Here is a 13,851-nt window from a genome sequence, read left to right on the forward strand (position 1 = left end):
AATGATAAATCTCAGTGAACTGTGCTCATAAGGCGGTCGGCGCGCACAATAGCGGTTCACGCGGTTCACGCGGTTCATGTGATTTGCGCGTTTTGTGCCGCTCGTCTTGCGCGGTTCATTCATCGCGCGTGCCCGTCATGCGTTCGACGCACGGCGGCCGCGCTCACGTCAAAGGCATCCGTTGAAGCTCTACGAAGAACTGGCGAAGGAGATCGAAGGGCAGGTGAGGCGCGGCGTGTTCCGTCCGGGCGAACGCGTGCCCTCCGTGCGGCAGACCAGCCAGCATCGGCAGATTTCGATCACGACTGTGCTGCGCGCGTACCTGCTGCTGGAGAGCAAGGGCATCATCCAGAGCCGCCCGCAGTCCGGCTATTTCGTGCGGCTCGGCGCGAACGACGCCGCGCCCGTGCAGGAACTGGACATGTCGAAGCCGATTGCCGTGTCCGCGCAGGTCGACGTGAGCCGGCTCGTGCTGTCGACGCTGCGCTCGATCGGCAGCGACGAGGCCGTGCCGCTCGGTTCGCCATATCCCGATCCCGCGCTGTTTCCGTTCCAGAAGATCAACCGCTACGCGCACGCGGTCGGCCGGCGCAAGACGCAATGGGGCGTCACCGACGAGTTGCCGCCGGGCAATCCCGACCTGATCCGCCAGATCGCGCGGCGTTATCTGGAGAACGGCATCGCCGTCGATCCGAACGAGATCGTCGTCACGGTCGGCGCAACCGAGGCGATCAATCTGTGTCTGCAAGCGGTCGCGAAGCCGGGCGACACGGTGGCCGTCGAGTCGCCGACGTTCTACGCGATGCTGCACGCGATCGAGCGCATGGGCATGCGCGCGATCGAAGTGGCGACGCATCCGCGCGAGGGCATCGATCTCGGCGCGCTCGCGCAGATACTCGACAAGCGCCGCATCGCCGCGTGCATGGTGATGCCGAACTTCCAGAATCCGCTCGGCTTCCAGATGCCCGACGAGAAAAAGCGCGAACTCGTCAAGCTGCTCGCGCGGCACGATGTGCCCATGATCGAGAACGACGTCTATCACGAACTGTATTTCGGCGACGTGCATCCCGGCGCGCTGAAGAACTATGACCGCAAAGGGCTCGTGCTGCATTGCGCGTCGTTTTCGAAGACGCTGACGTCCGCGTACCGCATCGGCTGGGCGCTGCCGGGGCGTTATCGCGAGCAGGTCGAGAAGCTCAAGTTCCTCAATACGCTGACGACGCCGTCGATTCCGCAGCTCGCGATCGCCGAATATCTGAAACAGGATGGCTACGAGCATCATCTGCGCAGGCTGCGCAAGGGCTTTGCGCAGCGCGCGCGGCTGATGACGGCGATGGTCACGCGCTTCTTTCCCGAAGGCACGCGCGTGTCGCATCCGATGGGCGGCTACGTGCTGTGGGTCGAGCTGCCGCGCGGCGTCGATTCGATGCAGCTGTACAAGCTAGCGCTGGAGCACGGCATCACGGTCGGTCCGGGCTATATGTTCTCGACGACCAACGGGTACAGTCATTGCATCCGTTTGAATTACAGTTACGCATGGTCGCCGGAAATCGAACGCGCGCTGGCGACGATCGGCAAGCTGGCGGCCGCGAGCTTGCGGCAATGAGTAATGGATCAGTGAATAATGGACCACAGATGGACCAGAGGAGATTCGATTTGAACCCGAATGACCCGGCACACGACAAGCACTGCGACGACACCGACGAGGACGGCGAACTCGATCCCATGGTCGAGCAGCTGCTGATGCTGCTGCGGGAAGCGGCGCGCGAATCGTCCGGCAAATCATGGTCGCTCGCGAAGCTCAGCAAGCGTGCCGATCTGCCAGTGAGCGCGCTGCGGCGCTATCTGACGCAGTTGCAGTCGGCGGGCGTCGTGGACGCGCAGATGGACGAGGAAGGGCGCGGCTCTGCGGCGCTGACGGCCGAAGGGCTAGAGCTTTGCGAGGCGCTGTTCGGCGAGCCGTGAATGCTAGTCGTGAATGCGAGCGGTGAACGCATAAAGCGTCGCGCTCAGGGCGTGGCCTCTTCTGACTGCGGCAGAAAAGAGAAGCGGCTGGCGGCGAGCATCACGCAAGTGAGGATCGCGATGCCGATCAGGATGCCCGATAGCCGCAGCAGCGCGGGATGCGGATCGGCGGACCACGCGCGATCCTGCACGAAGACCATGATGAACGCGATCGTGAATTGCCGGCCGATGTAGCTTGCGCCCTCTTTGCCCGTCTGCACGTGACAGCCCGCCCACACGCCAGCCGCCAGCGCGATCAGGCACGGCACGATCTGGCCGTGCATCAGCGGCAGCAACGCAATGCCGACAGCGCCCGCGATCAGGCAGCCGACCACGCGTTGCACCATCTTGTCGGCGATGGGCTTTTGCGAGCGCACGACGAGCGAAGAGGGCGGCAGGATCAGCACCGCAATGGCCGTCACGAGCGCCTGCGCGAAGCCCGGCAGCGCGAGCGCATAGGTGAGCGCGGCGACGATCGATACGGTGATACCCGCCTGCACGGCGAGCACGATGCGCGCGTGGCGCAGCGTTTCGAACGTGGGGCGCTCCGCGTCGGCGGATGCGGCGGCCGCCGCCACGACATTGGATGTGGGGCGGCGTCGCTCGTACCAGCGGATGCCGAGATGAAACGCGCCCGACACGACGAGGCACGCGAAAGTGCCGACGCACACTTCGGCGACGCGCAGCAACGCGAAAGACGTCGTCGCGCCGAAGCTGAGCAGTTCGTGCGCCTGATACAGGACCATCACGGACGTGACGCCGCCGAGCACCCACGCATACGACGCCGACGAGCCGTTCGCGCGATACACGCACACGCCGCCGATCACGCCCAGCACGGGAACGAAGAGCCACGGACGATCGCCGATGACGGGCCCGGCGAGCACGGCGAGCAGGGCGCCGAGTATCGTGCCGAGCACGCGATGCAGCGCGCGTTCGGCCGACGCGGAGAAGCGCGTCTGCATGACGGCGAATCCGCTGATCGCGGCCCACCACGTGTTCGGCAGATCCAGCAGATGTGCGAGTGCCACCGACAGCACGACTGAGATCATCGCCTCGATGCCGAACAGTGCGCGCTCGGCCGAGGGTTTCCAGGCCTTGAGCTCGCGGCCGAGTGCGAGCAGCGCGTCGCGGCCCGTTTGCTTGAACATGTGGGCGCGCATGCGCAGGCTCTGTGCGGAAGAAAGAAAATCAGCGCGTCGCGATCGCGGCCGCTGCGCCCGCCATCATCGTCGCGCTGGCGCGGTTCGCGACCTTCACGGCGCGGCGGCTCGTCAGCAGCGTGCGCGCCTTGACGGCGAGCAGCGCCCAGACGAAGTCGACGGTCATCAGCACGGCGAGCATCGTCAGCGTGAGTTCGAGCCAGGCGAGCGTGCCGACGCGCGACAGGTCGATGATGGTCGGCAGGAGCGCGAGGTAGAACACCATGATTTTGGGGTTGCCGAGCGTGACCATCATGCCCGCGACGAACATGCGCCACGGCGACTGGCCGCTCGGCAGCGTGCTTTCGTGGACGTCGGTGGGCGCGAGCCACATCTTCCACGCAAGGAACAGCAGATAGGCGACGCCCGCGAACTTCAGCACGATGAAGACGAGCGCGAAAGTACGCGCGACGACGGCAAGCCCGGCCACCGCGCAGGTGAGCCATAGCGCTTCGCCGAGCCACATCGCGGCGAGAAAGGGCAGCACGTCGCGCAAGCCGTTGGTGAGCACGCGCGCGACGAGCGCCGCGATGCTCGGGCCGGGAGAGCCCGCCGCGACGATCAGCGCGAGCGCAAAGACGAGAAGACCTGAAAGTGCCATCGAGCGACTCCTGACAAGCGTGCTGTCGTGCTGGGCATTATATCGGCGAGACGGGCGTGTTGTTTTGCGAGGGCCGGTGATGTCAATATGTCCGTTCGTACGCAACCGTTCACCTGCAACAGTCGTATGCAACCCCATAGCCCGATGCAAGCGTCCGCTGTCCGTTACCGCCCCGCCGTGCCCGACGATGTCGCGTCGATTCGCTTCGTCGAGTACGAGGCCGCGCAGCGTTTCGTGAGCGTCGGCCTGACGGGCATTGCGGCTGCGCGCCCGATGGATGCGCCGTTCGTGCTGAAGAAGGTGCGCGCCGCCGAGGTGATCGTCGCGGAGTGCGACGGCGCATGCGTCGGCTTCGTGATGTTCGCGATGCTGCGCGCGTGCATTTACGTCGAAGCACTCGACGTGCTGCCGGAGCATGCGGGGCGACGCATCGGCGCGGGCTTGCTCGATCGCGTCGACGCACGCGCACGCGAGCGGGGTGCGACGCACCTTGTGCTTTCGACGTTCCGCGATGTGCCCTGGAATGCGCCGTACTATGGGCGGCTCGGTTTCAGCGTACTGGAAGACCACGAGCTCGATGCGGCGTTGAAGCGTATTCGCGCGCTGCGGATTGCGCGTGGCGTCGATGAAACGAAGCGCGTGTTCATGCGTCGCGCTGTGAAGCCCGTCGACTGATGCTGCCAGTAGCAGAGCGCCCGAGATGAAAAAACGCGGCCGGAACTGTTCCGGCCGCGTTTTCGCTGCTACCCGCTATTGCGCTTGCGCGTGCAACTGAAGCATCAGTTCACTGCTTCCAATGCCGGATAGTCGGTGTAGCCCGTTTCGCCTTCCGCGTAGAACGTCGCGGGGACCGGCTCGTTGAGCGGCGCGTCCAGTTCGAAGCGGCGCACGAGATCGGGATTAGCGATGTACAGCTTGCCCCACGCGACGGCATCCGCGTCGCCCGCGTCCAGCAACTTCTGCGCGCTGTCCTTCGTGAAGCTTTCGTTCGCGATATAGACGCCGCCGAATGCCTTCTTCAGTTGCGGGCCGAGTCGATCGTCGCTGACCGCTTCACGTGCGGCGATAAACGCGATCTTGCGCTTGCCGAGTTCGCGCGCGACATAGCCGAACGTCGCGGCCGGATCGGAGTCGCCCATCGTGTGCGCGTCGCCGCGCGGCGCGAGGTGCACGCCGACACGATCCGCGCCCCATACGTCGATGCACGCGTCCGTCACTTCGAGTAGCAGGCGCGCGCGGTTTTCAATCGGGCCGCCGTATGCATCGGTGCGCTTGTTGGTGCTGTCCTGCAGGAACTGGTCGAGCAGATAGCCGTTCGCGCCGTGCACTTCGACGCCGTCGAAGCCCGCCTTCTTCGCATTCTCCGCGCCCTTGCGATACGCGGCGACGATGCCAGGAATCTCCGAGATGTCGAGCGCACGCGGCGTCACGAATGGACGCTGCGGACGCACGAGGCTCACGTGTCCTTGCGGTGCGATCGCGCTCGGCGCGACGGGCAGTTCGCCATCGAGGAAGATCGGGTCCGACACGCGGCCCACGTGCCACAGCTGCAGGAAGATCTTGCCGCCCGCTTTGTGGACGGCGTCCGTCACGAGCTTCCAGCCTTCCACCTGTGCGTCCGACCAGATGCCGGGCGTGTCTGCGTATCCGAGGCCTTGCGGCGTCACGGACGTCGCCTCGGAGAGGATCAGTCCGGCGTTCGCGCGCTCGGCATAGTACTTCGCCATCAGCGCATTCGGAACGCGCACCTTGCCGGCGCGCTGGCGCGTGAGCGGCGCCATCACGATGCGGTTCTTCAGTGTTAGATCGCCAATCTGCAGCGGGTCGAAAAGAGTCGGCATAACGTCCAATCCTTGCGGGCAACAGGCCCGTGTGTATGTGTCAAAACTGCATCGGAGATAAGCGAAGATGCGCGAACACGCATGAGCGCCCGTCAGAGATCCGCGTTCATGTGCGCGAGAAACGCCGCAATGACGGCTTCGTTGCGCTTGAAGAAAACCCATTGGCCCACGCGCTTCGACGTGATCAGCCCGGCGCGCTGCAACGCGGCGAGGTGCGCCGACGTGGTCGACTGCGACAACGCGCAGCACGCGTCGAACTGGCCTGCGCAAACGCCGTGTTCGTACGAAAGCTCCTGGTCCGGAAAGTACTTCTCCGGTTCGCGCAGCTTCGCAAGAATCGCGCGGCGCGCCGGGTTCGCCAGCGCCTTGTGGATTGCGTCGATATCGATGGTCTTCGGGTTAGGCTTCGTGCTCATGAATCGTATGGCAAACGAGACGACAAACGGCGGGCAGAGTCTCTCGCCGGGAAGTCGGCATCTGCATCGCTATGGGACGAATCTTATATCGTATTTTCTCGATATGCTCGCAAGGCCCTACGTTCAATGGGGGTGATAGGTGAACGTAGGCGAAAACCCTGACGTGATTCTCCTTGTCGACTGAACGATAGCTGGTATGATGACCTCATGACGGCACATGTGATGAGTAGAAGTTAGCGGCAAAGAGACCGTCGACTGGTTTTAGGCAGTGCACAGGCGTTTAACCAGACTGGAGACAAAACGATGAAAGCATCGAAGCGGTGGCTCGCGCTCGCGTTGACCACCTTGGCGGTCGTCGGCACAAGCGGCGCCGCGCAGGCGGCGAACCTGATCGCCATCATTACCCCCTCGCATGACAATCCGTTCTTCAAGGCCGAAGCCGATACCGCGAACGCGCGCGCGAAGGCGCTCGGTTACGACACGATCGTCCTCGTTCACGACGACGACGCGAACAAGCAGTCCAATCTCGTCGATACCGCGATCGCGCGTGGCGCGAAGGCGATCATTCTCGACAACGCCGGTTCGGAAGCGTCGATTGCCGCCGTCAAAAAAGCGAAAGCCGCGGGCATTCCATCGTTTCTGATCGATCGTGAAATCAACGCGACGGGCATCGCCGTGTCGCAGATCGTGTCGAACAACTATCAGGGCGCGCAACTCGGCGGGCGCGCGTTCGTCAAGGCGCTGGGCGAGAAGGGCAACTATGTGGAACTCGTCGGACGTGAGGCGGACATCAATGCCGGCATCCGCTCGAAGGGCTATCACGACGTGATCGACCAGTTCTCGGGCATGAAGATGGTCGAGCGGCAATCGGCGAACTGGAGTCAGACGGAAGCGTATCGCGTGATGGAAACGATCCTGCAGAGCCATCCCGACATCAAGGGCGTGATTGCGGGCAACGACACGATGGCGATGGGCGCATCCGCCGCGCTGAAGGCGGCGAAGCGCTCCGACGTTATCGTCGTCGGCTTCGACGGCAGCAACGACGTGCGCGATGCGATCATGCGCAACGACATTCGCGCGACCGTGCTGCAACCCGCCGCGCAGGCCGCGACGGAAGCCGTCGACCAGGCGGACAAGTACATGAAGACGGGTTCGACGGGCAAACCCGAAAAGCAGCTGATCAACTGCTCGCTGATCACGAAGGCGAACGCCGGCAAGCTCGACATGTTCGCGCTGCGCTGATTCATCGCTTCGCCTGATGGGGATGCCGCGCGCATCCCCGTGCTTTATCCCGGTTCGCATCACCGGTTGAATCCGCAATCGTCAGCAGACTTCAGTTTTTCTCATCCGGCGTACCGTGAGGTCATCCATGAGAAGTTGCATGTACGCGGCGATCGTCGTCATTGCCGCGAGCGGGGCGTTGCAAGGCTGCAAGCTGGTCAAACACGACGCGCAGGCGTCGAAGAATCCACGCGATGCGTATGCGTCGGCGGGCTACGATCCGAACGCGATGGTCGCGTCGATGTGGAGCACGAAGATCGTGCCCGACGTCGAGAAGCGCGCGACCGACTACGCGACGCTACGCGATGCGATCAAGGCGGACCCGGACGCGGCGGGCAAGAAATACGGCTATCGCGGCAAGGACGACGGCGCGCCGTGGAATTTCCCGACGAAGCTGCACGGCACTATCGTCGACGTCGACACGCAATCGAGCCAGGGCACCGTAGGCATCGATATCGACGGCGACGGCAAGGCCGATGTGATCGTCGATATCGGTCCGACCGTGCTCGGCACGACATTGCGCGACACGCTCGATTTCATCTCGTTCACGAGCTTTCGCAATCAGATCGAATACGCGCAGTTCGGCACCGCGCTGAACAGCTACGCGGCCACGCATGTGATGAAGCCGCTGCCGCGCGATGCGCTCAAGGGCAAGCCCGTCACGGTGACGGGTGCGTTCTCGTACGATTCGTCAGCCGATCAGCCCGAAATCGTGCCGCTCGCCGTCGCGCTGGGAGGCCAGTCATGAGCAAGGCGAGCGCAGTGGAAGGCGACGACGTGATCCTGCACGTCGAAGGCGTGACGAAGGTTTATCCCGGTACGGTCGCGCTGAAAAAGGTCAACTTCGCGGTGCGGCGCGCGGCCGTCAATGTGCTGGTCGGAGAGAACGGCGCGGGCAAGTCGACGCTGATGAAGATCATCGCCGGCGCGGAACAGCCGAGCACCGGGCGGCTGCTGCTCGACGGCAAGCCGATCGAATTGACGAGCAGCGCGGATGCGTTGCGACAGGGCATCGGCATCGTGTTTCAGGAGCTGAATCTGTTCCCGAACCTGACGATCGCCGAGAACGTGTTCATCGCGCACGAGATCACGCGCGCGGGTATCGACATCGATGCCCACGCGCAGCGGCGCAAGGTGCGCGAACTGCTCAAGCGTCTCGAACTGGACGTGAGCCCCGATACGCTCGTCGAAGATTTGCGTATCGGCCAGCAGCAACTCGTCGAAATTGCGAAGGCACTCGCTCACGATGCGCGCGTGCTGATTCTCGACGAGCCCACGTCGGCGTTGAGCGCGGCAGAGGTCGAAGTGCTGTTTCAGGTGATCGCGGACCTGAAGTCACATGGCGTCGCGATTGTCTATATCTCGCACCGGCTCGAAGAGCTGATCCGTATCGGCGATTACATCACCGTGCTGCGCGACGGACGCATCACCGGCAACCAGCCGATGGCGCAGGTGGACGTGCCGTGGATCGTGCGTCAGATGGTCGGCCGCGACACGAAGGATTTCTCGCGCCCCATCGGTCACGAGCGCGGCGCCGAAGTGCTGACGGTGCGCGACGTGTCGCTGCCGCGCAAGGGCAGCGGACTGCTCGTCGATCACGTGTCGCTGTCGCTTCATGCGGGCGAAATCGTCGGCATTTACGGGCTGATGGGCGCGGGGCGCTCCGAGCTGTTCGAGTGCATTCTCGGCTGCCATCCGCATGCGACGGGCGATATCGTGCTCGACGGCAAGCCGCTCGCCGGCAAGCCGATTGCGCGCCGCGTCGCGGAAGGTCTCGCGCTGATTCCCGAAGACCGCAAGGCCGATGCGCTGCTGCCGATTCTCTCCATCGGCGACAACATGACGATCTCCAGCCTCACCGATTTCGCGCGCGCATTTCATATCAGCACGCAGCGCGAGCAGCGTTCGATCACGCAATACATCCGCGATCTCGCGATCAAGGTCGCTGACTGGCGGCTGCCCGTCAGTTCGCTGTCGGGCGGCAATCAGCAGAAGGTGATCATCGCGCGCGCGCTGATGACGACGCCGAAGGTGCTGTTGATGGACGAACCGAGTCGCGGCATCGACGTCGGCGCGAAGGCCGACATCTTCAAGGTGATGCGCGATCTCGCCGTGAAGGGGCTCGGCATTCTGTTCGTGACGTCCGATCTCGAAGAAGTGATGGCGCTGTCCGACCGCATTCTGGTGATGTCGAACGGGCGCGTGACGGCCGAGTTCGACGCCTCAGAAGCGACGCAGGATGCGCTTGTCGCGGCCTCTGCCGTTGGACATCGCACGGCTGCACCCGAACAACGCGCCGCAGCCTGACGCGGCACGAATCAAAGCTGATCCAGCAATACACTGGAGACTATTCATGACGATGGCTATCAAGGGCGAGGCACCGGGCGCGAGCATCGGCGAAGCACCGCTTCTGCTGCTGCTCAAGCTGCGCACGTTCATCGCGCTGTTTGCCGTTGGGATCTTTTTCTCGTTCGCGGCGCACAACTTTCTGAGCATCGAAAACCTGCTGATCATGTCGCGGCACGTCGCGCTGAACGCGTTTCTCGCGATCGGCATGACGTTCGTGATCGTCGCGGGCGGCATCGATCTTTCCGTCGGCTCGATTGTCGGGCTGTCGGGCATGGTGGCGGGCGGGCTGATCCTGCATGGCATTCCGATCGGCGACGAATACACGTTGTATCTGAGCGTGCCCGAAACGATCGTCGTCGCGCTGCTGACGGGCGTCGCAGTCGGCGCGATCAACGGGCTGCTGATCACACGTCTGAATGTCGCGCCGTTCATCGCAACACTCGGCACGCTGTATATCGCGCGCGGTGCGGCGTTGCTGTCATCGGGCGGCGAGACGTTTCCGAACCTCACGGGCAATCCCGATTACGGCACGACGGGTTTCCCGATTCTCGGCAGCGCGACGATACTCGGCATTCCATTGACGATCTGGCTGCTCGTCGTGGTCGGCGTGATCGCCGCGTATATCGCGGGACGCACGCCGCTCGGGCGGCAGATCTACGCGATCGGCAGCAACGAGCGCGCGGCGCAACTGTCCGGCGTGCGCGTGAACCGCGTGAAGATGTTCGTCTATATGTTCTCGGGGCTGTGCGCGGCGATTGTCGGGCTGATCATTTCGTCGGAACTGGTCGCATCGCATCCGATGAGCGGCGAGACATTCGAACTCAACGCGATTGCGGCGGCCGTGCTTGGCGGCACGTCGATGTCGGGCGGGCGCGGCAAGATCGGCGGCACGATCATCGGTGCCTTCGTGATCGGCATTCTGTCCGATGGGCTCGTGATGATGGGCGTCAGTGCGTTCTGGCAGACGGTCATCAAGGGCGTCGTTATCGTCGCGGCCGTGGTCGTCGACCAGATCCAGCGCCGCGTGCAGCAGCGTTTCGCGCTGCAGAAGCAGGCCGCGACGGGAGCATGACGATGAGCGCATCGACGCTTCACGATCGCGATACCCTCAAAGGCGCGTTGATCGGCTGCGGGTTCTTCGCGCGTAATCATCTGCATGCATGGCGCGACATTCCGGGCGCAAACCTCGTCGCGCTGTGCGACGCCGACGAATCGCGCCTGCATGCCGCCGGCCGCGAATTCGGCATCGAGCGTCTTTACACCGATGCCGCCGCGATGCTGCGCGAAGAGCGGCTCGATTTCGTCGATATCGCGACGACGGTCGCGAGCCATCGCGCGCTGGTGGAAATGGCTGCGGCGGCGGGCGTCGCGACGATTTGCCAGAAGCCGTTCGCGCGCACGCTCGACGATGCGTGCGCGATGGTGTCGGCCTGCGACGACGCAAACGTGCCGCTGATGGTGCACGAGAACTTCCGCTGGCAGAGCGCGATTCAGGCCGTCGGCGCGGCGTTGCAGGCGGGCGAGATCGGCAAGCCGTTCTGGGGCCGCGTGTCGTTTCGCTCGGCATTCGATGTATTCAGTGGGCAGCCGTATCTGGCCGAAGGCGAGCGCTTCATCGTCGAAGACCTCGGCATTCATATTCTCGATATCGCGCGCTTTCTGTTCGGCGACGCGACGCACGTGACGGCCAGCACCTCGCGCGTGAATCCTGCAATCAAGGGCGAAGACGTCGCGACGATCATGCTGTGCCATGAAAGCGGCGCGAACAGCATCGTCGATTGCAGCTACGCGACGCTTTTGCCGCATGAAATGTTTCCGCAGACGCTCATCGAAGTGGACGGCTCGGCGGGCACGTTGCGGCTGATGGCGGATTACCAGTTGCAGATTCACACGACTGCGGGCACCGAGGTGCGCGATGCGACGCCGCCTGCATTGTCGTGGGCGAGTGCGCCCTGGGAAGCGATTCAGGGCAGCGTGCTCAATATCCAGTCGCACTGGATCGAGTGCTTGCGCAGCGGGTGCGAACCGGCGACGAGCGGTCGCGACAATCTGCGCACGCTCGCGCTCGTCGAAGCAACGTATCTTTCCGCGCGCGAAGGGCGCAGCGTGGATTTGCGCGACTTCGAGCGCCGGCGGGCTGTGCGATGAATGAGGATCTCGCAAAGCTTTATTACGGCACGAGCCAGTCTGTTGCGCAAGCGCGGCGTATGAAAGCGGGGCCGTGGTCCGCGCTGCTGATCGACGGCGCGCTGCACGACATTCGCTATCGCGATGTCGAGGTGATTCGCGCGGTGGCGTTTCTGGTGCGCGACAAGGATTGGGGGACGTGCCGTCCGGTGTTGAGCGCCGTCGAGATCGATGAGACGGAGAGCGGGTTTCGCATCGCTTATCGCGCGCAATGCGTGAATCCGGATGGACATGCGTTGAGCTACGCGTTGTCGATGGATTGCGCGAGCGACCGTGCGCTGTCTTTCAGCGCGACCGTGACCGCACACGACGCTTTCCTGACGGCGCGCTGCGGCTTCTGCGTGCTGCATCCGCTCGACGGCGTGGCGGGCGCGCCCGTGCGCGTCGAACACGGCGACGGCACGCGCGAAAGCGCGGCGTTTCCCGCGCTGATCGATCCATGGCAACCGTTCAAGGATATCCGCTCGATCGAGCACGACATGCCGTGCGGACTTACCGTGCGCTGCGCGTTCACCGGGGACGTGTTCGAGATGGAAGATCAGCGCAACTGGTCGGATGCATCGTTCAAGACCTATTCGCGGCCGCTGGCTTTGCCGTGGCCTTTCACGCTCGATGCGGGCGCGATGTTCACGCAAACCGTGACGCTCGGCGTCGAAGGGCGGACACACGCGGCGCTTGCGCCGCGTGCCCCGCATGAATCCGAAGACCGCGTCGTCACAGTCGATACGATCGAAGGCGCGCATGAACCGATGCCCGCGCTCGGCATTGCCATCGCGACAGACGAGATCGACATGGCGCTCGATCACCTGCCGCTGCTGGCCGAACTATCGCCGCATCAACTGACGCTCAGCTTCGATCCGACGGCGGGCGATGGCTTGCACGAACTCGAACGCTTCGCCGCATTGCAGCGGCACAGCGGCATACCCTGCGTGCTCGAATGCGCGCTGCCGGGCGTCGACGCGCCGCGTGTGGAACTCGATGCGCTTGCGTCGCTGATCGAAGCGTCGCGACTGACACTGACGGGCATTGTCGTCAGTCCCTCGGTGCATCGGCAGTCGAATCCGCCAGGCAGTGTCAGTCCGCCTTGTCCCGCGCTCGACGAGGTGTACCGTGAAGCGCGCCACGCGTTTGCGCACTTGCGGATCGGCGGCGGCATGCTCAGCTATTTCACCGAACTCAATCGTAAGCGCCCGCCGCTCGAACTCGTCGACTGGACGACGCACGCAACGTGTCCGATCGTCCACGCCGCCGACGATCGCAGCGTGATGCAAACGCTCGAGGCCATTGCTCACATCACGCGATCATGCCGCGCGCTGATCGGCGCGCAGCCGTATTCGATCGGCCCGGTGTCGATCGGCATGCGGCAGAACCCGTATGGCTCGCGCGTGATGCCCAATCCGCATGGCGAGCGCATCGCGATGGCCGCTTGCGATCCGCGCCAGCGCGCGCTGTTCGGGGGCGCGTGGCTGGCGGGCTATGCGGCGGCACTGGCAGGGGCACGCATCGACACGCTGACGCTCGGCGCGCTCACGGGCGCGCGCGGCCTCGCCGATGTGAGCGACGTCGTGCGACGCTATCCGATGTTTGAGGTGGCGAAGGCGCTGGCGCGCATGGCCGGCGCAACGCGACTCATGTGCACGGGCGTGAATCCGCGCGAGATCGCGTGTGTGGCCGCGCGCGACGCGCACGGGCAAATTCACCTGGTGATCGCGAATCTGACCGACGCGGCGCGTGCGGTGCGACTTGATTTGCGCGACATGATTCGCGGTTCCTTGGACGCCATCGTGATCGACGAAGTATCGCTGCACGGTCGGGAAAAGCGCATTGCGTACGGCGAGCGCATCGAGCTTCGCCCGTTCGCGTGCCTGATGGCGGCGTCAGGGCGTACGTAAGCAAATATCGCATCGACGAAGGGCTAAAACCATCTCGGTAGTAAACCCAGTGACTGTTTTTCGCGCATGATGGTCTACTCA

The 13,851-nt window shown here is 64.0% G+C and carries 13 protein-coding genes; 9 read left to right on the top strand and 4 right to left on the bottom strand.

What is annotated here, in order from left to right; translation table 11 throughout:
* Window positions 1-181: 181 nt before the first annotated feature.
* Together AB4Y32_RS24280 and AB4Y32_RS24285 are read left to right on the top strand one after the other, a co-directional pair.
* Window positions 182-1,606, top strand: coding sequence for a PLP-dependent aminotransferase family protein (locus AB4Y32_RS24280; RefSeq protein ID WP_368723781.1), 1,425 nt, complete (start codon window positions 182-184; stop codon window positions 1,604-1,606).
* A gap of 50 nt (window positions 1,607-1,656) precedes the next feature.
* Window positions 1,657-1,965, top strand: coding sequence for a helix-turn-helix domain-containing protein (locus tag AB4Y32_RS24285; RefSeq protein WP_368723782.1), 309 nt, complete (start codon window positions 1,657-1,659; stop codon window positions 1,963-1,965).
* Window positions 1,966-2,009: 44 nt separating this feature from the next.
* Here AB4Y32_RS24285 and AB4Y32_RS24290 read toward each other — a convergent pair whose 3' ends face one another.
* Complete coding sequence (locus AB4Y32_RS24290; RefSeq protein ID WP_368723783.1) at window positions 2,010-3,152, bottom strand: FUSC family protein; 1,143 nt, start codon at window positions 3,150-3,152, stop codon at window positions 2,010-2,012.
* A gap of 40 nt (window positions 3,153-3,192) precedes the next feature.
* Entirely contained in the window at window positions 3,193-3,804 is a 612-nt protein-coding gene (locus AB4Y32_RS24295) for a LysE family translocator (RefSeq protein ID WP_368723784.1), read from the bottom strand.
* A 144-nt stretch (window positions 3,805-3,948) separates the two neighbouring features.
* Between AB4Y32_RS24295 and AB4Y32_RS24300 the strand changes: the two genes are divergently transcribed.
* Window positions 3,949-4,479, top strand: coding sequence for a GNAT family N-acetyltransferase (locus AB4Y32_RS24300; protein ID WP_368723785.1), 531 nt, complete (start codon window positions 3,949-3,951; stop codon window positions 4,477-4,479).
* A gap of 104 nt (window positions 4,480-4,583) precedes the next feature.
* On the opposite strand, the gene AB4Y32_RS24305 is transcribed toward AB4Y32_RS24300, so the two are convergent.
* Both AB4Y32_RS24305 and AB4Y32_RS24310 read right to left on the bottom strand, forming a co-directional pair.
* Window positions 4,584-5,645: an alkene reductase gene (locus tag AB4Y32_RS24305; RefSeq protein ID WP_368723786.1), complete on the bottom strand. Its 1,062-nt coding sequence runs from the start codon at window positions 5,643-5,645 to the stop codon at window positions 4,584-4,586.
* A 92-nt stretch (window positions 5,646-5,737) separates the two neighbouring features.
* On the bottom strand, window positions 5,738-6,061 hold the full coding sequence (locus AB4Y32_RS24310; RefSeq protein ID WP_368723787.1) for an ArsR/SmtB family transcription factor: 324 nt from the start codon (window positions 6,059-6,061) through the stop codon (window positions 5,738-5,740).
* Window positions 6,062-6,364: 303 nt separating this feature from the next.
* Here AB4Y32_RS24310 and AB4Y32_RS24315 point away from each other — a divergent pair, with 303 nt between their 5' ends.
* The 6 genes from AB4Y32_RS24315 (at window position 6,365) to apnL (ending at window position 13,770) form a co-directional block, all read left to right on the top strand.
* Window positions 6,365-7,303 (top strand): D-ribose ABC transporter substrate-binding protein, encoded by a 939-nt coding sequence (locus AB4Y32_RS24315; protein ID WP_368723788.1) that lies wholly within the window; start codon window positions 6,365-6,367, stop codon window positions 7,301-7,303.
* Between the two features lie 139 nt (window positions 7,304-7,442).
* Window positions 7,443-8,090 carry a DUF2291 family protein gene (locus AB4Y32_RS24320; RefSeq protein WP_368723789.1) on the top strand — a complete coding sequence of 216 codons (648 nt, stop codon included), beginning with the start codon at window positions 7,443-7,445 and terminating at the stop codon, window positions 8,088-8,090.
* Complete coding sequence (locus AB4Y32_RS24325) at window positions 8,087-9,649, top strand: sugar ABC transporter ATP-binding protein (protein WP_368723790.1); 1,563 nt, start codon at window positions 8,087-8,089, stop codon at window positions 9,647-9,649. The genes AB4Y32_RS24320 and AB4Y32_RS24325 overlap by 4 nt, the downstream gene beginning before the upstream one ends.
* A gap of 46 nt (window positions 9,650-9,695) precedes the next feature.
* On the top strand, window positions 9,696-10,763 hold the full coding sequence (locus AB4Y32_RS24330; protein WP_368723791.1) for an ABC transporter permease: 1,068 nt from the start codon (window positions 9,696-9,698) through the stop codon (window positions 10,761-10,763).
* A 2-nt stretch (window positions 10,764-10,765) separates the two neighbouring features.
* Window positions 10,766-11,839, top strand: a complete 1,074-nt coding sequence (locus AB4Y32_RS24335; RefSeq protein WP_368723792.1) for a Gfo/Idh/MocA family protein — start codon at window positions 10,766-10,768, stop codon at window positions 11,837-11,839.
* The gene (apnL, locus tag AB4Y32_RS24340; RefSeq protein ID WP_368723793.1) at window positions 11,836-13,770 is read left to right on the top strand and encodes a D-apionate lactonase; all 1,935 of its coding nucleotides are present in this window, start codon (window positions 11,836-11,838) and stop codon (window positions 13,768-13,770) included. The genes AB4Y32_RS24335 and apnL overlap by 4 nt, the downstream gene beginning before the upstream one ends.
* Window positions 13,771-13,851 lie beyond the last annotated feature (81 nt).

Origin of the sequence: Paraburkholderia phymatum (genome assembly GCF_040965635.1) — a bacterium.
GTDB classification, from domain to species: Bacteria; Pseudomonadota; Gammaproteobacteria; order Burkholderiales; family Burkholderiaceae; genus Paraburkholderia; species Paraburkholderia phymatum_B.

Coding starts and splice junctions, on each gene's coding strand:
- AB4Y32_RS24290 (WP_368723783.1), bottom strand. CDS start 3,152: ATGTTCAAGCAAACGGGCCGCGACGCGCTGCTCGCACTCGGCCGCGAG.
- AB4Y32_RS24295 (WP_368723784.1), bottom strand. CDS start 3,804: ATGGCACTTTCAGGTCTTCTCGTCTTTGCGCTCGCGCTGATCGTCGCG.
- AB4Y32_RS24300 (WP_368723785.1), top strand. CDS start 3,949: ATGCAAGCGTCCGCTGTCCGTTACCGCCCCGCCGTGCCCGACGATGTC.
- AB4Y32_RS24305 (WP_368723786.1), bottom strand. CDS start 5,645: ATGCCGACTCTTTTCGACCCGCTGCAGATTGGCGATCTAACACTGAAG.
- AB4Y32_RS24310 (WP_368723787.1), bottom strand. CDS start 6,061: ATGAGCACGAAGCCTAACCCGAAGACCATCGATATCGACGCAATCCAC.
- AB4Y32_RS24315 (WP_368723788.1), top strand. CDS start 6,365: ATGAAAGCATCGAAGCGGTGGCTCGCGCTCGCGTTGACCACCTTGGCG.
- AB4Y32_RS24320 (WP_368723789.1), top strand. CDS start 7,443: ATGTACGCGGCGATCGTCGTCATTGCCGCGAGCGGGGCGTTGCAAGGC.
- AB4Y32_RS24325 (WP_368723790.1), top strand. CDS start 8,087: ATGAGCAAGGCGAGCGCAGTGGAAGGCGACGACGTGATCCTGCACGTC.
- AB4Y32_RS24330 (WP_368723791.1), top strand. CDS start 9,696: ATGACGATGGCTATCAAGGGCGAGGCACCGGGCGCGAGCATCGGCGAA.
- AB4Y32_RS24335 (WP_368723792.1), top strand. CDS start 10,766: ATGAGCGCATCGACGCTTCACGATCGCGATACCCTCAAAGGCGCGTTG.
- apnL (WP_368723793.1), top strand. CDS start 11,836: ATGAATGAGGATCTCGCAAAGCTTTATTACGGCACGAGCCAGTCTGTT.